The 20,398-nt window shown below is 66.3% G+C and carries 14 protein-coding genes and 2 tRNA genes; 1 reads left to right on the forward strand and 15 read right to left on the reverse strand.

The window, feature by feature from the left end; translation table 11 throughout:
• Window positions 1–5: 5 nt before the first annotated feature.
• From uvrC to uvrB, 10 genes are all read right to left on the reverse strand, one after another.
• On the reverse strand, window positions 6–1,853 hold the full coding sequence (gene uvrC / locus ABE546_RS11445; RefSeq protein WP_313213040.1) for an excinuclease ABC subunit UvrC: 1,848 nt from the start codon (window positions 1,851–1,853) through the stop codon (window positions 6–8).
• The gene (locus ABE546_RS11450; RefSeq protein ID WP_346463742.1) at window positions 1,850–3,265 is read right to left on the reverse strand and encodes a hypothetical protein; all 1,416 of its coding nucleotides are present in this window, start codon (window positions 3,263–3,265) and stop codon (window positions 1,850–1,852) included. Before ABE546_RS11450 ends, uvrC begins: the two co-directional genes overlap by 4 nt.
• 46 nt (window positions 3,266–3,311) lie before the next feature.
• Window positions 3,312–4,085, reverse strand: a complete 774-nt coding sequence (kdsB, locus tag ABE546_RS11455) for a 3-deoxy-manno-octulosonate cytidylyltransferase (protein WP_313213044.1) — start codon at window positions 4,083–4,085, stop codon at window positions 3,312–3,314.
• A gap of 66 nt (window positions 4,086–4,151) precedes the next feature.
• Window positions 4,152–5,174 (reverse strand): tetraacyldisaccharide 4'-kinase, encoded by a 1,023-nt coding sequence (gene lpxK / locus ABE546_RS11460; protein WP_346463743.1) that lies wholly within the window; start codon window positions 5,172–5,174, stop codon window positions 4,152–4,154.
• Window positions 5,174–6,922, reverse strand: a complete 1,749-nt coding sequence (gene msbA, locus ABE546_RS11465) for a lipid A export permease/ATP-binding protein MsbA (protein WP_346463745.1) — start codon at window positions 6,920–6,922, stop codon at window positions 5,174–5,176. Before msbA ends, lpxK begins: the two co-directional genes overlap by 1 nt.
• Window positions 6,919–7,341, reverse strand: a complete 423-nt coding sequence (locus ABE546_RS11470; RefSeq protein WP_123728864.1) for a biopolymer transporter ExbD — start codon at window positions 7,339–7,341, stop codon at window positions 6,919–6,921. Before ABE546_RS11470 ends, msbA begins: the two co-directional genes overlap by 4 nt.
• 3 nt (window positions 7,342–7,344) lie before the next feature.
• Window positions 7,345–8,019, reverse strand: coding sequence for a MotA/TolQ/ExbB proton channel family protein (locus tag ABE546_RS11475; protein ID WP_313211230.1), 675 nt, complete (start codon window positions 8,017–8,019; stop codon window positions 7,345–7,347).
• A 3-nt stretch (window positions 8,020–8,022) separates the two neighbouring features.
• Window positions 8,023–10,404: a DNA internalization-related competence protein ComEC/Rec2 gene (locus ABE546_RS11480; protein ID WP_313211231.1), complete on the reverse strand. Its 2,382-nt coding sequence runs from the start codon at window positions 10,402–10,404 to the stop codon at window positions 8,023–8,025.
• Window positions 10,405–10,583: 179 nt separating this feature from the next.
• A tRNA-Val gene (locus ABE546_RS11485) sits at window positions 10,584–10,658 on the reverse strand.
• Between the two features lie 107 nt (window positions 10,659–10,765).
• Window positions 10,766–12,796: an excinuclease ABC subunit UvrB gene (gene uvrB, locus ABE546_RS11490; protein WP_313211232.1), complete on the reverse strand. Its 2,031-nt coding sequence runs from the start codon at window positions 12,794–12,796 to the stop codon at window positions 10,766–10,768.
• A 152-nt stretch (window positions 12,797–12,948) separates the two neighbouring features.
• Here uvrB and ABE546_RS11495 point away from each other — a divergent pair, with 152 nt between their 5' ends.
• Window positions 12,949–13,485 carry a GspH/FimT family pseudopilin gene (locus ABE546_RS11495; protein ID WP_346463747.1) on the forward strand — a complete coding sequence of 179 codons (537 nt, stop codon included), beginning with the start codon at window positions 12,949–12,951 and terminating at the stop codon, window positions 13,483–13,485.
• A 69-nt stretch (window positions 13,486–13,554) separates the two neighbouring features.
• On the opposite strand, the gene ABE546_RS11500 is transcribed toward ABE546_RS11495, so the two are convergent.
• From ABE546_RS11500 to ABE546_RS11520, 5 genes are all read right to left on the reverse strand, one after another.
• A tRNA-Asn gene (locus ABE546_RS11500) sits at window positions 13,555–13,631 on the reverse strand.
• A gap of 70 nt (window positions 13,632–13,701) precedes the next feature.
• Window positions 13,702–14,118 (reverse strand): type IV pilin protein, encoded by a 417-nt coding sequence (locus tag ABE546_RS11505; protein WP_346463748.1) that lies wholly within the window; start codon window positions 14,116–14,118, stop codon window positions 13,702–13,704.
• Between the two features lie 23 nt (window positions 14,119–14,141).
• Window positions 14,142–18,722 carry a PilC/PilY family type IV pilus protein gene (locus ABE546_RS11510; protein WP_346463750.1) on the reverse strand — a complete coding sequence of 1,527 codons (4,581 nt, stop codon included), beginning with the start codon at window positions 18,720–18,722 and terminating at the stop codon, window positions 14,142–14,144.
• Window positions 18,719–19,201: a PilX N-terminal domain-containing pilus assembly protein gene (locus ABE546_RS11515; protein WP_121041674.1), complete on the reverse strand. Its 483-nt coding sequence runs from the start codon at window positions 19,199–19,201 to the stop codon at window positions 18,719–18,721. Before ABE546_RS11515 ends, ABE546_RS11510 begins: the two co-directional genes overlap by 4 nt.
• A gap of 7 nt (window positions 19,202–19,208) precedes the next feature.
• A complete protein-coding gene (locus ABE546_RS11520) occupies window positions 19,209–20,390 on the reverse strand; it encodes a PilW family protein (RefSeq protein ID WP_313217817.1) in 1,182 nt (393 codons plus the stop codon).
• Window positions 20,391–20,398: the final 8 nt, after the last annotated feature.

A 20,398-nucleotide genomic window follows, 5' to 3' on the forward strand; every position in this document is an offset into this window, starting at 1 on the left:
TCTCTCTACTCGCCCGCCGCGTCGGGCGTGGGCAGTCCATGAAGGTTAGCGTAGATACGCGCAGCGAGGGCGTCATTGATGCCGTCCACTTTCGCGATTTCCGCTTCGCCGGCGGCTTTCAGGCCGACCAGGCCGCCGAAATGTTTGAGCAGGCTGGCGCGCCGGCGCGGGCCGATGCCAGGAATATCCTCGAGTTTGCTGGTCATCCGGGCCTTCTGGCGGCGCCCACGGTGGCCGGTGATGGCGAAGCGGTGGGCTTCGTCACGCACCTGCTGGATGAACTGCAGCGCCGGTGAGGCCGCGCCCGGGCGTAGTTCGCGGCCATCCGGCATGACCAGGGCTTCATGCCCTGCCCTGCGCTCCACACCCTTGGCCACGCCGACCAGCATCACCCCTTCCACGCCCAGATCGGCCAGCGCGGACTGCGCCTGGGCCAACTGGCCGGCACCGCCGTCGATCAGCAGCAGATCCGGCAGTACACCGTCTTCTTCGACCGCCCGGCGGAAGCGCCGCTCGATCGCCTGGCGCATGGCCGCGTAGTCATCGCCGGGCTCGATGCCGCTGATGTTGAAACGGCGGTACTGGCTGCGGACCGGGCCCGCCGCATCGAACACCACGCACGAGGCCACGGTGGCTTCGCCCATGGTGTGACTGATATCGAAACACTCCACGCGCTTGACCTGTTCGGTCAGACCGAGCATCTGCCGCAGGTCTTCGCTGCGCGCGTGCTGCGCGGTGCGGCTACCCAGTTCGGTCACCAGGGTGATCTGCGCGTTGCGCGCGGCCAGTTCCACATAGCCGGCGCGCTCACCGCGCACGTTCCAGCGCAGCTGCACCTTGTGCTCGGCGGAGGCACTCAACGCCGATTCGATCAGGCTGGCATCGGGAATCTCGCGATCGAGCAGGATCTCGCGCGGCGGCGCGTGCTCGGCGTAGTACTGGGAGACGAACGCGCCCAGCACTTCATCGGCACTCTCTTCGCCATTGGTGCGCGGGAAGAACGGCCGCGTGCCCATGTTGCGGCCATCACGGAACGCCAGCAGCAGCACGCAGGCACTGGCGCCCTGGGTGGCGCAGGCGAGCACGTCCAGATCCGCCGCGCGGCCGTCCACGTACTGGCGGGTCTGCATGCTGCGCAGCGAGGCGATCAGATCGCGCAGGCGCGCGGCCTGCTCGAATTCCAGCGCTTCGCTGGCGGTCTGCATCTGGGTGCCGAGCTCGCGCGCCAGCTGATCGCTCTTGCCTTCCAGGAACATCGAGGCGCGGCGTACCGACTCGGCGTAATCGTCCGGCGCCACCAGCTCCACGCACGGCGCGCTGCAGCGGCCGATCTGATACTGCAGGCAGGGCCGCGAGCGGTTGCGGAACACGCTGTCTTCGCAGCTGCGCAGCTTGAACAGCTTGTGCATCAGGTTGAGCGTTTCGCGCACGGCAGTGACGCCCGGGTACGGACCGAAGTAGCGCCCGGGTACCGCGCGCGGGCCACGGTGCAGCGCGATGCGCGGCCATTGCTCACGGGTCAGCAGCACGTGCGGATAGGTCTTGTCGTCGCGCAGGGAGACGTTGTAGCGCGGCGAGAGCGACTTGATCAGCTGGTTTTCCAGCAGCAGCGCCTCGGCCTCCGAGCGGGTCACGGTCACGTCCATGCGCGCGACCTGCGACAGCATCGACATGATCCGCGTGGTCTTGGGCGTGCCGTTGAAATAGCTGCCCACGCGGTTGCGCAGCGCACGCGCCTTGCCGACGTACAGCAGCGTGTCATCGGCGGCGTACATGCGGTACACGCCGGGGGCGGTGCTCAGGTGGGCCGCAAATGCCTTGCCATCGAAGGCGGGGGCGGAAGAAACAGTCATTCGTTGATCGGCACGTCGCTCAGGACACCACTGACGGGGTCGAATCGCAGCACGGCATGGGCATCGGTCTCGGCAATCCAGACCGCGCCACCGCCGGGCGCCAGGCCAGCCGGGCCATGCAGGCGGCGCGGCAACTCCAGCGTACTCAGCTCACCACCGCCCAGGCGCAGCGTACGCAGGCGGCCGTTGCCGGCATCGGCGATCCACAGCAGCGGCGCATCCGGACTGAGCGCGATCGCCTGCGGGTACTGCAGCAGTGCCGAGGTGCGCGGGCCGTCCTGTTCGCCGAAGGTCCACAGCCCCTGCCCGACCAGCGTCTGCACCAGATCCCCACGCAACTGCATGGCGCGGATAGAGGAGCCCAGCGCATCGCAGACGTACAGCACCTGCTGGACCGCCGCGACCGAGCACGGCTGTGCGAACGCGGCCATGTGGCCACTGCCGTCGCGCTCGTCGATCGCCCCACTGCCGGCGCGCCACTGCAGGCTGCGCTGGCCAAGGTGATAGCTCCAGATACGGTTGTCGCCGGCCATCGCGATGTGGATCTGGTTGTCGGCGACGGCCAGTCCCTGCGGATGGTTGAGCGCGGTGTAGCGCGGATCGGCCACCGGCCCTTCGATCGGTTCGCCGGGGCGGCCAGTGCCGCACAGCGTGTCGACCTGGCCGGAGAGCAGATGGATGCGGCGCAGGGCATGGTTGCCGGTGTCGGCCACGTACAGCCATTCGCGCTCCAGCGCGAGGCCCTGCGGATGGTGGAAGGCCGCCTGGGCCTGGTCGCCATCCATGAAATCGGCGGTGCCCATGCCGAACTGGCGCAGCACGCGGCCACCATGGCTGCATTCCAGCACGCGGTGATGGCCGGTGTCGGCGATGTACAGGCGCTCGGTGGTCACCGCCAACCCGGTCGGGAAGCGCAGCGGGAGGCGCGGCTCGGGACTGAGTTCACGGGCGCCGTGCAGATCCTCATCGGACGGCCGCGAGCTGCCTTCGCACAGCGCAGTGAGCGAGCGTTCCAGTTCCCCGCCGAGACCGACCAGACGCTCGCGCTCGCGCCCTTGGGCATCGAGCAGGACCAGGGTCGGCCATGCGGTCACGCCGAAGCGGCGCCAGCCATCCCAGTCCGCATCCAGCAGGGCCGGCGCGTTCAGCCCCTGGCGGCGCAGCAGCTTGAGGGACTGATCGGGATCGCGCTCGCCGTCAAAACGTGGCATCTGCAGCACCAGCAGCTGCAGCTTGCCCGGGTTGCGTGATTGCCACTGGGCCAGCTCGGCCAGCCGCTGCGCGCACCACACCGAGGCGGCATTGACGAAGGCCAGCACGACCGGCCGCCCCTGCAGCTCGGCCAGGGTGGTCGGTTTGGCGTTGAGCCACGTGGCGAACTCGGGCAGATCCTGGACGGGCTGGACGTTCATGCCCCGATTATGCCGGACTACGCGTCATGCAACCGTCGTGCCACGGTCACGGGTGTGCCGCCCACCAGGCTTCGGCGCGCGCCAGATCGTCCGGGGTATCAATGCCGGGCGGGAACTCGGCCGGGGTCAGCGCCACGCTGATGCGGTGCCCCGCTTCCAGCACGCGCAACTGCTCCAGCGACTCCAGCTGTTCCAGCGTGCCAGCCGGCAACGCGGCGAACTGGCGCAGGAAACCGGCGCGGTAGCCGTAGATGCCGATATGGCGCAGCCAGTGCGCGCCGGCGAGCGTGTCGCGCGAGCGGGCGAAGGCATCGCGGTGCCACGGAATGGGCGCGCGGCTGAAGTACAGCGCGTCCAGGTTCTGCTTGCGCACGACCTTGACCACGTTCGGGTCGAACAGGGTGTCCGCGTCTTCCACCGGCGTGGCCAGCGTGGACATCTCCGCACCGCTGTAGACCAGGGCTTCGGCCACCGCGCGGATGCCTTCTGCCGGGGCGAAGGGCTCGTCGCCCTGCAGGTTCACCACCAGGGTGTCATCGGACCAGCCCGCCTGCGCCGCGCACTCGGCCAGCCGATCGGTGCCGGAGGCGTGCCCGGTGGAGGTCATCGCCACACGTACCTCGGCCATGCCCTGCAGGGCATCGGCGATGCGCTGATCGTCGGTGGCGACCCATACCTCGCGCGCGCCGGCGAGCAGCGCGCGTTGCGCCACGCGCAGCACCAGCGGCTCGCCGCCGAGCAGGCGCAGCGGCTTGCCTGGCAGCCGCGAAGCGGCATAACGGGCGGGAATGGCAACGACGAACTCGGCGGAAGCGCTCATGGTGGATGACCTGTACGAAAGGAATGCAGTCAGGGACGCAGTGTGCCGCAACCGGCACCGGGCCCGTCAACGCTTGCCGAGTTTCTCGACGCGGTCCAGCAGGCTGATCCAGAACGCCGCCGGCAACTCGGCCGACAGCGGCACGGCGAAGTGCCATTCGGTCGCGAACGCCTTGCACTTGACCGCGTCCTTCTCGGTCATCAGCACCGGCAGTTCGCTGCCGAAGCGCAGATCCGCTGGCTGGTAGGCATGGTGATCAGCGAAGGCATGCGGCACCACGCCGATGCGATGCGCGCGCAGCATGTCGAAGAAGCGCTGCGGATTGGCGATACCGGCCACCGCATGCACGCGCTGGCCCTGGAAATGCGAGAGGCGCCGCGCGCGGCCGCCCTGCAGCGGCTGTGCGCTGTCGATGCGCAGCTGCATCGGCCATTCGCCGAAGCCGCAGGCGGTCTGCGCTTCGGTGCCATCGCTGGCCTGGCCCATGTTGACCACGCGGAAATCGCAGTCGCGCGCACGGCTGGCTGGCTCGCGCAGCGGCCCGGCGGGAATCAGCCGGCCGTTGCCGTAACGACGCTGGGCGTCGACGACTTCAATTTCGATGTCGCGCGCCAGCCGGTAGTGCTGCAGGCCGTCGTCGCAGACGATGATGTCGCAGCCCGCCTCGACCAGCGCCTTGCCGGCCGCGACACGGTCCGCATCCACCCGCACCGGCACGCCGGTTTTCCAGGCGATCAGCACCGGCTCGTCGCCGCCGACGGCGGTATCGGTGCTGGCCAGCACCCAGCGCGGGGTGCCCGCTTCCTCGCGCCCATAGCCACGGCTGGCGACCCCCGGCTTCCAGCCGGCGTCGCGCAGACGGTTGACCAGGGCGATCGTCAGCGGGGTCTTGCCGGTGCCACCGGCGGTGACGTTGCCGACCACCACCACCGGCACCGGCAGTGAATGCCGTTTCAGCCAGCGACGGCGATACGCCATCCGGCGCAGCGCGATCGCCGCGCCGTACAGCGGTGACGCCAGGCGTGCCAGGAACGGAATGGCGCTGCCGTCGTACCAGTACGACGGCGTGTGGGTGCCCTTGCCTGCCATCAAGGCTGCCTTTCGCGGAACTGCATCTTGTGCAGGTGCTCGTACAGGCCACCCAGCGCCAGCAGTTCGTTGTGCGTGCCGCGCTCGACGATGCGGCCATGGTCCATCACCAGCACCTGATCGGCATGTTCGATGGTGGACAGACGGTGCGCGATCACCAGTGTGGTGCGCTCGGGCATCAGGCGCTGCAACGCATCCTGCACCAGGCGCTCGGACTCGTTGTCGAGCGCAGCGGTCGCTTCATCCAGGATCAGGATCGGCGCATCGCGCAGGATCGCGCGGGCGATCGCCAGGCGCTGACGCTGGCCGCCGGAGAGCAGCGCACCGTTCTCGCCGACCGGCGTCTGCAGTTGCTGCGGCATGCGCGCGATGAACTCCCACGCATTGGCCGCTTCGGCCGCGGCGCGGATCTGCTCTTCGGTCGCATCCATGCCGTAGGCGATGTTGGCGCCCACGGTGTCATCGAACAGCATGACCTTCTGCCCGACCATGGCCACCTGGCGACGCAGGTCAGCCAGCGGGTAATCGTCCAGCGCCACCCCATCCAGCGTGATGCGGCCGCCGCTGGGTTCGTAGAAGCGCGGCACCAGGCGGATCAGGCTGGTTTTGCCGCTACCGGAGCGGCCGACAATCGCCGTCACCGTGCCCGGCCTGGCCACGAAACTGATGTCGTCCAGCGCGATGCCGGTGTCTTCGCGATAACGCAGCATCACGTGCTCGAACGCAAGCTCGCCCCGTGCGCGGCCGATCCGCTGGATCCCTTCGTCGCGCTCGACCGGCATATCGAGAATCCCGAACAGGCGCTCGGCCGCGGCCACACCGCGCGAGATCGAGGTCTGCACACTGGTCAGGCGACGCAGTGACGGAATGATCGCCATCATCGAGGTCATCAGGCCCATGAACTGGCCTGCGTTGAGCTTGCCGGCCAGCGCCTCGCGGGTGGACACCCATACGATCACCGCCAGCGCCAGGGCCGCGAGGAACTGCACCGTGCTGGAGGCCAGCGCGCGCGTGGTTTCGACCTTCATGTTCAGGCCGAGCATGCGGTTGGCAAGCCTGGAATAGCGCGAAATCTCGTGCGCCTGGGTGCCATGCACCTTCACTTCCTGCTGCGCGGCCAGGGACTGTTCGGCGGTCTGCGCCATGCCGCCCATGCCGTCCTGGATGCCACGGCTGATCCGGCGGTAGCGCTTGCCCACGATCGAGACGATCACGCCGATCAGCGGCACCACCACCAGCATCGCCATCGTGACCTTGACGCTCATCTGCAGCATCACCACCAGCATGGCGATGATGGTGAGCGTATCGGCCACCAGGGTCTTGAGCGCATCGGCGCTGGCCTGGGTGACCTGCTCGGTATCGAAGTTCAGGCGGCTGACCATCACCGGCGTGGCCTCGGCATCGAAATGCGAGGACGGCAGATGCAGGTACTTTTCCAGCACCTGCTCACGCAGGTCGCGCACCACGCTGCGCCCGGTGCGGGCCAGCGCGTAATCGCTGACCAGGGTGGCCAGGCTGCGCATCATGAACAACCCGAGGATGGTCAACGGCAGGATCACCGCCATCCGCGGCTCCGGGTTGACGAAGCCCCGGTTGACCAGCGGCTCCATGAGCTTGGTGAAGCTGTAACCGGCCAGGGCCTCGACCACCATCGCGACCACGGCGGCAACCATGAACACCCAATAGGCACCGGTATACCCGAGCAGGCGCTTGTAGATCGGCCAGACGGGGGAATGTTTCTTGCTCATGGACGCACCTCCGGCGCGGTAGCGATGGCGATGCGGCGGAAGCCCAGCTGGCCCAGAGCATCCTGGGCCGTGACGACAGCCTGGTAAGGGGTGCGCGCGTCGGCGCGCAACAGCACGGTCTGTTCCCGATCGCTGCCGGCGACGGCGGCAATGGTCTGCTTGACCGACTCGACGTCGGTGCGCAGCACTTCCTGGTCGTTGATGAAATAACGCCCTTCGGCATTGACCAGCACGCTCAGCGAGCGCGGCGGCTCGGTGGTGTCCTGCTGGCTGGCGGTCGGCAACTGCAGCTGCAGCGTCGAACGCGCGTCGAAGGTGGTGGTGACCACGAAGAAGATGATCAGAACGAGGATCACATCGATCAGGGGAACCAGATCGATCTGCGGCTCGTCCTGGATCCGGTCATTGCGGATGCGCATCCGTCAGCCCTTGACCGTGACCGGTGCGGCGCCGGCCGAACCAGCGGCGGCACGCGGCGCGTTGTTCATCACGCCCGGGCGACCGTCGAGTGCATCCAGCAGGGCCGACGCCTCCTGCTCCATCTCGATCACGTAACCGGCGATGCGGCCCTTGAAATAGCGATGGAACATCAGCGCAGGGATCGCCACGATCATGCCGGTGGCGGTGCAGACCAGCGCCTTGCCGATACCGCCGGCCAGCTGGTTCACATCGCCCACGCCGTGGTCGAGAATGCCCATGAACATCTGGATCATGCCAACCACCGTGCCGAGCAGGCCCAGCAGCGGGCCCGCCGAGGCGATCGTGCCCAGTGCGTTCAGGAACCGCTCCATGCGGTGAACCAGATGCCGGCCGGCATCTTCGATGCGCTCGCGGATCTGGTCGCGCGGGCGGTTGCGCGCTTCCAGCGCGGTCGCCAGCAGCGCGCCCAGCGGCGAGTTGCCGCGCAGCGACTGGATGTGGCTCGGGTCGAGCTTGCCGCGTGCGGCCCAGTTGCGCACTTCCTGGCCCAGCCCGGGGGGCAGGACTTCATTGCGCCGCAGGGTCCAGAAACGCTCCAGGACGATTGCCAAAGCCAGTACGCCCAACAGCAGCAGCGGCAGCATCGGCCAGCCACCGGCCTTGACCAGTTCCCACACGTTTCAATCCTCCGGCCCAGCGGCCGCCTGTTTGATCGCCGATAGGATAGCAGCCGGCCGGCTCCGCTCCGCGGCATCCCACCAACGCCGCTCGAAAACCCGTTGTTCACGCACCTGCAGGCCTCCACGCCCGAGCCAGATGCGAACCGCGCCGCTCTCGGACGTGTTGAGCACTTCGGCGCCCACCGCCTGCCAGCGCTCCACCACCTCGGCACGCGGATGCCCAAACCGGTTGCGGTGACCGGTCGAGACGATCGCCAGCCGCGGCGCGACGGCCACCACCCAGGCCGGCGTGGACGAACTGGCACTGCCATGGTGCGGCACCACGACCGCCTGGGCCGCCAGCAGCGCGCCTGCGTGCCGGAGCAGCAGGGCCTCGCTGCGCTTCTCGATGTCCCCGGCCAGCAGGATGGCCCCCTGGTTGGTTTCCAGCCGCAGCACGCAGCTGCTGTCGTTGGTCGACTGCGGTTCGTCGCGCGGCGGATGCAGCACCCGGAACGTCACGCCGTCCCACTGCCAGGATTGCCCGGCATGGCAGGTCGATGCGCGGCCACGCAGGACGCCGGGCGGCGCCTGCAGCATCGCGCCGGGAAAGCTGCGACGCACCCCGCGCAGGCCACCGGTGTGGTCGCGATGGTCGTGGCTGATCATGATCCGGTCCAGCCGACCCTGCCCCAGCGCACGCAGGGTGGGCACGACGATCCGCTCGCCGGCATCGAATCCCTCCTCGGCCCCCGGCCCGGTGTCGTACAGCAGCGTGTGCCGACGCGTGCGTACTGCCACCGCCAGGCCCTGCCCCACGTCCATCACCAGCAGTTCCACCTCGCCCTCAGCCGGCAAGTGCCGCGCCGGCCACAACAGCGGCAGGCACAGCAGCAGTGCGGGGACCCGGCCACCACTGCCACGCGGCAGCAGCAGCCAGAACACGCCGAACACGGCCGAGACCAGCGCCCAGCGGTTGGACTGCGGCAGCCACCACAGCGACAGCTCGCTGCGCGCGGCATACCCGAACAGCCACCAGCTGGCCTCGAAGCACCACGCCGCCAGCTGCCACGGCCAGCGCCCCGCCCCGTCGATCAGCGCTTCCAGGGCGGTGCCGAGCAGCGCCAGCGGCACCACCACCATCGTCCACCAGGGAATCGCCACCAGGTTCACCAGCGGTCCCGCCCGCGAGGCCTGCCCGAACAACGCCACGGTCAACGGCAGCAGCGCCACGGTTGCCACACCCTGCGCACTCAGGAACCCCCGCAACCCGCCCTCCTCGCGCCCGGGCAGGCACCAGATCAGCCACAGCACGCCGGCAAAGCTCAGCCAGAAACCGGGCGCAAGGACGGCGAGCGGGTCGAACAGCAGCATCGCCAGCGCCGCCAGGGAGAGCGACTGCGCCACGGTTGCCCGCCGCCGGCTGCAGCGCGCAGTGGCCACCACCGCGATCATCAGCACGGTCCGCACCGTCGGCAGCGCGAAACCGGCGGCTGCGGCATACAGCGCCGCGCCTGCGACGGCCGCCGCCGCGGCCCCCATCGGACGCGGTACGTACAGGCCGAGCATCGGCAGGCACCGCCAGAGCCCGCCCGCCAAAAGAGCGGCGACGCCGGCCACCACGCCGACATGGAAGCCGGAGATCGCCACCAGGTGGGTCACCCCCAGCGCACGCAGGTCATCCCAATCGGCTTGGCTCAGGCCGCGGGTATCGCCCAGTGCCAGCGCCTGGACGAAGCGACGACCATCGCCCTCGACTGCCGTGGCGATCGCGTCAGCCATCTGCTCTCGCCACGCAGGCAGTCCGGTCGGCTCACCCAGCGGGTGCGCCTGGGCAGGCTCGCGCACGTACCCGCTGCCAGCCACCCGTTGCCGCAACGCATAGCCTTCGGCGTCAAACCCGCCGGGGTTCACCCGCCCGCGTGGCGGCCGGACCCGGACCGTGAGCGACCAGCGTTCGCCGGCCTGGAGCGTGCGCCGGCGCTCATCGGCTGGGCCACGGAATGCGTCATGCCAGCCCAGCGCCAGGTCACGGCCGCGCAGTCCGGTTGGCATCGTCGGGCCGTCGTCCACCCGGAAGCGGAAACGGGTACCGCCGGGACCCTGCTGAGGCAGGCTGATCACGCGCCCCTGCAGCACATGGTCCACCGGCGGGCCACCGGGGGGCAGCTGCTGCGCCAGCCCGGCGTGACCGTGCACGGCGGCCCAGCCGAGACCGAACAAGGCAGCGCCGAGGAGGCGGAGGCGGCAGGGCAGGACCCAGAGCAGGCTACCGGCAGCTGCTGCGGCAACGCCCCACCCCAGCGGCAGCAGCCGGGGCGAGAAGACGATCGTGCAGATGCCTGCCAGCAAAGCGACGACACACGCCTTGCCGAAAATGGGAAGCGACGCGTGTGCAGCCATGCCGCCGCTGTGTAGCACTTGCCGCATGTGCAGCACCCAGGAAACCCTGAGTGTCGACGGCGGGCGCAGTGCGGGGTATCAGTGCGCCATGCAGGCAGTTGTCAGGAAACGCACATAGCAAAAAAGCCAACCCGAGGGCTGGCTTTTCTGTTGTGCCACGACAGTCTCCGGGACTGAAGTGGTGGGCGGTACAGGGTTCGAACCTGTGACCCCTACCATGTCAAGGTAGTGCTCTACCGCTGAGCTAACCGCCCGTTTTGCTTTCCTGCCCCGCTGCGAATGCGTCGGTGCAGGCCGCGTATATTACGGACGCCCCCCGGAAAGCGCAACACTTTTGTGAAGATATTTCACGATGTGTTGTTCAGCCCAGACTGGCCTCCTTCAACTGGCGGATCTGATCACGTACCCGGGCCGCATCTTCGAACTCCAGGTCGCGGGCGTGCTGGTACATCTGCTGCTCCAGGGCCTGCAGGCGCTTGGCGATCTGGGCCGGCTCCATCGTGCGGTAATCGGTGGACTCTTCGGCCACACGCCCGCCCTTGCCTTTGCCCTTCCCTTTGCCGCGCGACTCTTTCTCGGCCGCTTCCGAACGTGCGCCTTCGAGCACATCGGTGATCGGACGCAGCACCGACTTGGGCACGATGCCGTGCAGTTCGTTGTATTCGACCTGCTTGGCGCGACGGCGGTCGGTCTCGTCGATCGCGGCCTGCATCGAGCGCGTCATCTTGTCCGCATAGAGGATCGCCTTGCCGCGCAGGTTGCGCGCGGCGCGGCCGATGGTCTGGATCAGCGAACCGGTCGAACGCAGGAAGCCTTCCTTGTCGGCATCGAGGATCGCCACCAGCGACACTTCCGGCATGTCCAGGCCTTCGCGCAGCAGGTTGATGCCGACCAGCACATCGAACTTGCCCAGACGCAGATCGCGAATGATCTCCACGCGCTCGACGGTGTCGATATCCGAGTGCAGGTAACGCACGCGGATGCCGTGTTCGGTCAGGTACTCGGTGAGGTTCTCGGCCATGCGCTTGGTCAGCGTGGTGACCAGCACGCGGTCGCCCAGCTTGATGCGCTCGTTGACCTCGGACATCAGGTCATCGACCTGGGTGCCGACCGGGCGGATCTCGACGACCGGATCGATCAGGCCGGTCGGGCGCACCACCAGTTCGGTGATCTCGCCTTCGGTCTCGCGCAGCTCGTACGGCCCCGGCGTGGCCGAGACATAGATGCTGCGCGGGCAACGCTCTTCCCACTCTTCAAACCGCAGGGGACGGTTGTCCAGGGCCGAGGGCAGGCGGAAACCGAACTCGACCAGGGTTTCCTTGCGCGACCGGTCGCCTTTGAACATCGCGCCGATCTGCGGAATGGTCACGTGCGATTCGTCGATCACCAGCAGCGCATCCGGCGGCAGGTAATCGAACAACGTCGGCGGTGGATCGCCGGCGTTCTTGCCGGTGAGATGCCGCGAGTAGTTCTCGATGCCGTTGCAGTAACCGACCTCAGCCATCATCTCCAGATCGAACTGAGTACGCTGCGCCAGGCGCTGCGCTTCCACCAGCTTGTTCTGCTCGTACAGCTGTTCCAGGCGGACCTTCAACTCCGCCTTGATCGTGTCCACCGCCGACAGCACGCGCTCGCGGGTGGTCGCGTAGTGGGTCTTGGGATAGATCGTGTAGCGCATCATCTTGCGCAGGCTTTCGCCGGTCAGCGGATCGAACATGCTGATCTGCTCGACCTCGCCTTCAAACAACTCGATGCGCACCGCTTCGCTGTCCGATTCGGCCGGGAACACATCGATCACTTCGCCGCGCACGCGGAAGGTGCCGCGGTGCAGCTCGAATTCGTTGCGGGTGTACTGCAGTTGGGTCAGGTGCTTGATCAGCTCGCGCTGGTCGATCCGCTCACCGGTGGAGAGGATCAGGCGCATCGACAGATAGTCCTCGGGCGCGCCGAGGCCGTAGATCGCCGATACCGTCGCCACCACGATCGCATCCGGGCGTGACAACAGGGTCTTGGTCGCCGCCAGCCGCATCTGCTCGATGTGCTCGTTGATCGAACTGTCCTTCTCGATGAAGGTGTCCGACGAAGGCACATAGGCCTCCGGCTGGTAGTAGTCGTAGTAGCTGACGAAATACTCAACCGCGTTGTGCGGGAAGAACGACTTGAACTCGCCGTACAACTGCGCGGCCAGGGTCTTGTTCGGCGCCATCACCAGGGTCGGTTTCTGGACCCGCTGGATCACGTTGGCGACCGTGTAGGTCTTGCCGGAACCGGTGACGCCGAGCAGGGTCTGCTTGGCGATGCCCGCCTCGAAGTTGGCGGTCAGTTTCTCGATGGCCGCCGGTTGGTCGCCCGCCGGCGAATACGGGGATTCAAGTTGGAAACGATCGCTCATGGTGCCGCCACTGCCGGGAAGCCTTCAGTATAACGGCCGGGTTGGTGACGGCCTGTTGAGGGGAGGGCCGACAGCACAACGCGGCATGAACCGGCGGCGGTGGGGCCGTCGGGCCGCCAGAGTGAAGGTTGCACGCACCCCGGACCGTCGCCGTGGAACACGCCCGCCCCCTGCCCTGCCCGGCCAACTGCGCCGGCGTGACGCTGATCCAGTCGCTGATCGCGATGGCGGTCCTGGCCATCCTCACCGGCATGGCCCTGCCGGCCATGCAGCAGACCCGGGATCGCCTGCAGGCCGACAGCCTGCGCATGCAGCTGGCCTCCGCGTTGGCGACCGCGCGCAACACGGCGATCACCGAACGGCGCCCGATCGCGGCCTGCCCCACGGACGATGGCGTGACGTGCGGCCGGGACTGGGCCCGGGGCTGGATGCTCTATGCCCCCGCAACGCCTTCCTCGGGCGAGGCGCGTTCCGCAGGCCCCCTGCTGGTGCAGCAGCACGCCCGCTCCAGGCTGAGCGCCTGGGGCAGCCAGGCCAAGCCGCGCCTCCAGTTCCGGCCGGATGGGCGGCTCAATGGCAGCAACCAGTCGGTCATCTTCTGCCTGGACGGCGCCTCCCAGGGCAAGGTGGTGGTCAGCCTTTCAGGCCGCATCCGCAGCGAGCGCCCGCGGCGCCCCGTGGCCTGCTGAGCCCGTCATCGCCCGCCGGGCGGAAACACAAAAAGCAAAAGCCGCGATTGCTCGCGGCTTTTGCAGATCTGGCGCCCGAAGTTGGACTCGAACCAACGACCCCCTGATTAACAGTCAAGTGCTCTAACCGGCTGAGCTATTCGGGCGGGGTGCGCATTCTAGCCAGCATCGGCAGGGGGATGCAAGCACTCCGGTACAACCGGCGATAGGGCAACGTTACCAGCAGCCGGAGACGGTCTTCTCGGTGGGCTTCTTGCGCCCTGCCTGATCCAGAGCCAACGTGCCGCACGTGTCCTTGGCCTGGCTTCCGCCGGCCACCGGGACGGCCTGGATACCGAACGTACTCGCTGTCGGATCCTTGTCGAAAGACAGGGTGTAATGTGCGGTGCCATCGCGCGGTGACTGGGTGAACTGCAGTTTGGCGGTGGCGTACGTGTTCTGGACCGTGTGGTAACGCTCCAGGTTCTGTGCCAGCTCCACCAGATCGGCCTTCGCCTGGGCACGCCGGGATTTCCGCACGGAGTCCTGATAGGCCGGCATGGCGATGGTGGCAAGGATGGCCACCACGGCCACCGTGATCATCAGCTCGATCAGGGTGAAACCGGCGACACGGCGGCGGAAGGCGGTCTGCATGGGGGCTCTCGTCATGAAGGGCATCAGCGCACCTGCCGCCAGGACTGGCGTCCGCAGGGGCGCGGCATGTACAGCGGGTCGGCACCCGGTGCACGCAGCACGAAGGTGCACTGGTTGGCCTTGATCAGCTCATCGACCGTGCAGGTGGCCTTGGTCGGGTCGCACGGAGTCAGCTTCGGCACGAAGATGTTGCTGTCCTTCACCGGTGGGCCGCTATTGGTGGCCCCACCCTTGGTCAGCGCGATGCCGCCGCAGTTGCCTGTGCACAGCGAATCGCCCCCGATGTCCAGACTTAGGCCGGTCATCGATCCAGCGCCGGTAAGCAGATCCAGCGAGTACATCCAGTTGGTACCGCCGCCGCCGCCGCAGATCGCCTGACCCGGCTCGTAGGTGGTGAACACCACCTTCCGATCCTGGATGGTCGGATAGCCAACGAAGCGCTCACCGGCCACCACGTCGCCGACGATCAGGTCGGTATACCAGCCGCGCTGGCTCACATAATTGACGGCGTTGCTGCTGACATCCCGCAGCGAGTACCCCCCGCTTCCGGCACGCGAGGTGATCTGCTGCGAGATCAGATCACCGCGTCCGCCAATCGTCGAGGTCATGTTGTCCCAGACGCCGTACAGCGATTGCACCGGGGAAGACGAACTCACGGAATTGTCGTCATTGGTGAAGTACTGGCCGGTACCGAACACGATGTTGTACCCACGCCCGGCCGCCTTGGAGACCTCCAGGCCCCCCATGATCGGCTGGGCGACGCTGTTGCGGCTGGCGGTGAACAGGGGTGCGCCACTGTAGGCCACGGCCCACTTGCTGGGGTCTGGATCGCGGAGGTCGAACTTCCACAGGTTGCCCTGCATGTCACCGCCATAGACGGTGTCGGCGATCCCGTTGCTGTTGTAGGCCGCCACCGGCGCGACGTTGATCAGGCCGTTGCGCAACGCATAGCCGCTGCCACTGGGCGACAGTCGCTTGAGCACCTGCCCGGTCTGGATATCCACCACGAACAGCACCGGCTTGCCACTGGATGCATTGACGCCGTTGCCGAAGATCGCCACGAACCGCGGCGCGCTCTCAGCTGCACTGCCAGCGACCGGCACGATCACCGGCTTGCCCAGCGCGAAGCCCATGTCCGAATCGGTCTTGCCCGAGACTTCCCACAGCACGTCATCCTTGGTGAAGGCGCCCGGATTGCTGATGTTCAAGCCGAACATCGCGCCGTTGCCGACAGCCTTCGCATTGGGCGCCAGGGTGGCGCCGCCGGCACCGGTGGAGCCGACCAGCACGGTATGCCAGGCATCGCCGTAGTAGACGTCCGACGAGGTCAGCGCACCATCCACGTAATAACGATGCGAGTACTTCGGATTGGCCAGCTCGGCCATGTGCTGCAGCGATGCGGATGGAATGAACGCGAAGAGCTCATTGCCGGCCGTTGTGCCGGTGGAGGCATCGAAGCCGTGCAGCATGCCGTCGTTCGCGCCGACATACACCATGGTGCGCCGGCTCTTCTTCGCGGTCAGGTAGTCCTTGTATCGGGTCGCCAGCGTCGACTTCCAGGCGGGCGTGGAGCCCCACGTGCCATAGCCGTAGTTGTCGGCCGTGGACACGATCTCGGTAGTGGAGTTGACGATATCGCCAAGAATCGAGCCGCGCGAGCGGAAGCCGCTGATGGCCGAGCCTTTCAGGTAGTTCACCAGGTCGGCCACGCTGTGCGAGCCAAACCAATCGGGGATAGAGCTACTGAAACCCATACTGGCCAACTGTGCCTTGCGGTCCGCACCCGGGACATTGTTCGCCTCGAACGGTGCAGCCGCCACCGGCACCAACGCCCCGCTCCCATCGACCGTGGTCGGCGAAGTCGCCATGACGATGGTGCGACCACTGGAGCTCATCTTGGTCGAGGCGCGCCACAGCTCAACGTCATCGGTACCGGTATCGGACACCTTGCTGGCAACGACATCACCCACCCAGTCGTTGGTGCCCGAGGTCACTTTGTAACTGGCTGATACCGTGAACGAGCCCGCATTGATACGCGCACCGGAGCCACCGCCCGCCACCGGCGCGTCGCCTTCCGCAGCACTTGCGAAGATCGCCTCGAGCGCGGCCTTGAGCTTGGCTGGATTGCGTGCGAGGAAGTAGTTATCCGGCGTACCTGGCACCTTGGTGTCCCACTTGCCACTGGGCACGCCGTATTTGGCGGCGTACCACAGCGGGCTTTCCAGCTGGCTGGCCTGCGCACCACTCAACTTGTAGCGAACCAGAGAAGGCTTGGTCCAGTTGTCCGGCGGATTCTCCGAGGTGCTGATCACCGAGCCATTGCTGTCGCCCGGACGCAGCAGCAGGCGCTGCACGTTGGTCGCGCTCGAGCCAACGATGGTGTAACCGGTCAACATCGCATTGCCTGCGTACGCCGAAAGATTCTCAAGGCGCACCAGTACCTCATCTTCGCCGATGGTCGCGCTCAACAATCCATTGGCGCATTCCGTCTTGTTCTCCGATCGCCAACACATGTCAGCCACGCCCGCCTTGTCCCCGCAGGCAGCACCGACGCAGTAGCTCATCATCGTCACGACGTCGTTGTCATGATCGTTGCCCCACAACGAATCCTCCCACACCAGCGAGAAGCTGCCGGACTTGCCGTCGGCACGATAGGGACGACCATAGACATGCTTGGCACCTACCGTCGACTGCTTGGTGCCGATTCCGACGGCGCCGAGGAAGCAGCTGCGCCAACCCGAATCACTGATCTTGGCACTGCCGGTGTTGTTTGCCTGACACAGCGGCGACAACGAAATCGTGCCGCCGGCAACGCTGATGTCGAACTTGGGCAGGTTCTCCGCCATGGCCACCGTATAGGTGGTCGCGGTCACTTTGTAGTCCGCCGGCTTGCCTGTCAGGCCCGGGCGCAGATCGGTCTCCGCGGCGGCCTTTGCCAACCCTGCCATCAGGTAGCTACCTTCGGTGGAAGGAATGTCCGGACAGATACCGCGGACCAGACTGAGGTTGTCGACGGTGCGGGCTTCGCAGATGTCTTCGTGGGTTCGAATCGACTCGTAGCGGCCAGTGAGTCCGACCCGCCCAGCCATATAGCTTTTGCCGTTGATCCCTTCCGCAGCACCGAGCGCATCCGTTGCTGACACCGCCGAAGCCAGATGGGGCACCGAGCCGACGTTGTCACTGTCGAACGACGGGAGCCCCGAGGACATCACCAGGATGTTGCAGGTGGCGCAGTACGAGTTCCCCCCCGTTGCCGTGCTCCTGTAAGGATCCTTCCATTCGACCCCGGTTGGCAGGCCCGAAAGATCACCGGTATCTCCGTAAACCTTGGTTCCAGCGCCCACGTAACGCAGCGCCTCGGCATACATCTCGGCCAGCGGATTACCCCAGGCACTGCAGTTCTTGGCACCGTCGCCGGAACTGCCCGGATCGAGCAAATGGCCGCGACCCTTGAACCCCTGGCGGTTCAGAATGCTGTAGTCGTTGCAGTCGTTCCAATTGTTGCTCCAGTTCCACTGGTCAATCCGGAAGTTGGACATCGTATTGATGATGCCCTCGGCGCCACTGTTCTTCGCCAGGCAGAGCTGCCCGGTGGCCAGGTTGATCTCATCGCCCGCGTCACAAAGCGTACTGCCATTGCCAGCAATCTTGCCGATGTTCCGGCGAAGCACACCGCCATCGCGAGGACTGGAGTAGGTGCCGGTCACCAGGCCAAAACGAAGACGGCCACTCTCACCATAGCTCTGCAGCAGACCACTGGGCTTGTAGTGATCGTTGGTACCGTCGTTGTACTTGCGGCAGAAACTCTCGCGGTGCGCATCCTTGCCTGGATTACAGACTTCCACCCGGACGTTGTAGTCGGTGGTTTTTTTAGGCGTATCCGAGCCGCCATCACCCGTGCGGCTCACGCCGCATTGATAAAGTGCCGTTGACGCCCATTCCGACCAGACCCCACCCGCCACGCGCATGAGCGGCGCACCATCCGCACTGATGCTCGCGTTACAGAACGATGCGCTCGCCGTCAGGGGCGTGAAGCTGTTGATATCGTTGCCGGTATAAACCTTGACCCACGCGTGCAGGTCATTGGGGATCTGTGCGCGCTCCAGCACGGTCTTGTTGGCATCATCGGTGGAACGCTGCCCGCCATAGAGGACGTAGCGCATCACGTCCAGCCGGCTCATGGTCACCCAGTTGAGGAAGTTGCCCGACCAGCCCTTGCCACCACAGCTGTGCTTGTTGTCGCCGGTGGCTGCGTTGGCGGCCTTGAACACTCCGGCGTCATAGCTGTAGCAAAGATTCGAATCGAAATAGCCTTCGTATGGGAACTTGTCCTGGTACGTGGTATCGATGATCTTGTCGTCGTCCAGATCGCTGTAATCGCTGTAGGCCTTGTTGAACAGCTGCTCATCGCGCGACATCACCATCATCATCAGCGGCGGCTGGCTCTGCTTGGTATACAGCGGCTCCTGCGCGATGTCGTAGTCGCCCAGCGCGGCGCGCAGCGGCACGACGCGGCTGAGCAGGAAGCCCACCGCGATGACAAGGAAGCCAATGCGCAGCCAGTTGATCGTGCGCTTGCTGAAATGGAAGCGATCAGAGGTCATGGGATATAGATCGTGTCGACGACCGCACTGGCCGAGGGATTGGTCGGTTCGTCACTGGCCAGTGCAGTGATCTGATAGATGTTGCCGGTCTCTTCGTTCTGACGCTCACCCACGCGCGCACTGGAGGCGGCGAAGCACTTGTCCAGGCGCCGGGTATAGCTCGCCTTGGCGTCAGAGGTCCCGTCGGCCCAGGTCAGGGGATCGAAGATCGGGCTGCACTCTTCCTGCTTTGCCGTGTAGGTTCCGCCGGCCGCCAGGTCGGTATCGATGGTGTTCTCCAGCGTGCGTGCATCCGCCTCGGCATTCTGGAAGGCCAGGTTGGTGCGCAGGTAGTTGGCCGCCATGCGCTCCTGCATGCCGGTCACCTGCATGCCTGCTACGCCGAGTAGGGCAAGCAGGATCAATATGATCAGGGCGACATACAGCACAGCACCGTTCTGGCGGCGCGGTGCGACAAAGGGTTTTGGACGCGATGCCATGGAAGCCTCAATTGCCATAAAGGCGATTACGTACGGCGATCGTGGTTTGATACACCGTCCGGAAACGACCGTCCGTCGGCGCGGTGAAGGTGACGCCCATGGCCGTCAACGCCGCATCCGCGTTGGCCTGCGCTGCGGCCGACGGATCCGGGCTTTCCAGCACCAGGCCCAGCTGCACTGACCCGACCCGGCGCCACGCATCGGCGGCCGGCGTGATCGAAGCGTCCACGTCGGCAGCGGTTCCCTGCCGATCGATGTAGCCGGTGGGCGGCGAGGAGGCGCTGAGCGAGCGATCCTGCCCATACAGAAGCTGCATGTTGCGGACCCCCTCCACCAGTGCTTCCGGCGTACCCGCGACCAGGGCTTCACCGGGTTTGGCCGAGAAACGCACGCGATAGAGCGAACTCTGCTTGGTGGTGGCGTCGTAGCCGATGTAATAGACCACGCTCTCCGCGCGATACAGCATGGCCTGGCCCGGCGTATAGAGGCTGGTGAAGCTGCCGGTGTTGTTCGGCGCGGACTCGAATGTCACGGTACCGGCAGACCCACTCACCTCGCTTGCCTGGAACATGGTGGCGGTCAGGCAGTCGGCGACACCAAACAGGCCCGGCGCTTCCACACCACTTTGGAGAACGGCCCAACGGCTGCTGTCGAAATTGAACACCGGTTTATCGTCCGTGCCCCCCACCAAGGTGACCGGGACACCATCGGGCACCAGAAACCGCAGTGCGACGATGTCGCTGCCGTCCACCCGATTGGTCAACGCTTCGGCGTATTCCGTCGGCAGCGCCGGGGTGTACTCGATGCCGCCGGTCGACGGTGTGGCACTCAGGGTCAACGGCTTGCCAGGCTCGGTGTCGGCGGCCTCGAAGCCCTGGATGGACTGCATGAAATCCAGCGCCGGGTGGCCGCCGGCATCGAACGTTGTATGCATCGAGCCAGGGCTCTGCACATTGTGACTCTGGTCGTTGACGCAACCGAAGTGGCCAGCCATGCGCAGATCACGCTGCAGGTAGTCCATCGCGAAGCGGCCATTCTCCTGCACGCGCGCCAGCCCCTCCGAGAGGCGCGAGGCCGTGCGCGAAGCGGCGAACACCTGCATCAGGCCCAACAGCAGGACCAGGCCGATGACCATGGCGATCATCAACTCGATCAGCGAAAGACCGCGTGCGCGTTCACGGGGTGACATGGCGCGCA

This window comes from Stenotrophomonas sp. TWI377 (assembly GCF_039674525.1).
In the GTDB taxonomy this organism is placed as follows: Bacteria; Pseudomonadota; Gammaproteobacteria; order Xanthomonadales; family Xanthomonadaceae; genus Stenotrophomonas.

Coding starts and splice junctions, on each gene's coding strand:
- ABE546_RS11520 (WP_313217817.1), bottom strand. CDS start 20,390: ATGTCACCCCGTGAACGCGCACGCGGTCTTTCGCTGATCGAGTTGATG.
- ABE546_RS11450 (WP_346463742.1), bottom strand. CDS start 3,265: ATGAACGTCCAGCCCGTCCAGGATCTGCCCGAGTTCGCCACGTGGCTC.
- msbA (WP_346463745.1), bottom strand. CDS start 6,922: ATGAGCAAGAAACATTCCCCCGTCTGGCCGATCTACAAGCGCCTGCTC.
- uvrB (WP_313211232.1), bottom strand. CDS start 12,796: ATGAGCGATCGTTTCCAACTTGAATCCCCGTATTCGCCGGCGGGCGAC.
- ABE546_RS11470 (WP_123728864.1), bottom strand. CDS start 7,341: ATGCGCATCCGCAATGACCGGATCCAGGACGAGCCGCAGATCGATCTG.
- ABE546_RS11510 (WP_346463750.1), bottom strand. CDS start 18,722: ATGACCTCTGATCGCTTCCATTTCAGCAAGCGCACGATCAACTGGCTG.
- ABE546_RS11480 (WP_313211231.1), bottom strand. CDS start 10,404: ATGGCTGCACACGCGTCGCTTCCCATTTTCGGCAAGGCGTGTGTCGTC.
- ABE546_RS11515 (WP_121041674.1), bottom strand. CDS start 19,201: ATGGCATCGCGTCCAAAACCCTTTGTCGCACCGCGCCGCCAGAACGGT.
- kdsB (WP_313213044.1), bottom strand. CDS start 4,085: ATGAGCGCTTCCGCCGAGTTCGTCGTTGCCATTCCCGCCCGTTATGCC.
- uvrC (WP_313213040.1), bottom strand. CDS start 1,853: ATGACTGTTTCTTCCGCCCCCGCCTTCGATGGCAAGGCATTTGCGGCC.
- lpxK (WP_346463743.1), bottom strand. CDS start 5,174: ATGGCAGGCAAGGGCACCCACACGCCGTCGTACTGGTACGACGGCAGC.
- ABE546_RS11505 (WP_346463748.1), bottom strand. CDS start 14,118: ATGCAGACCGCCTTCCGCCGCCGTGTCGCCGGTTTCACCCTGATCGAG.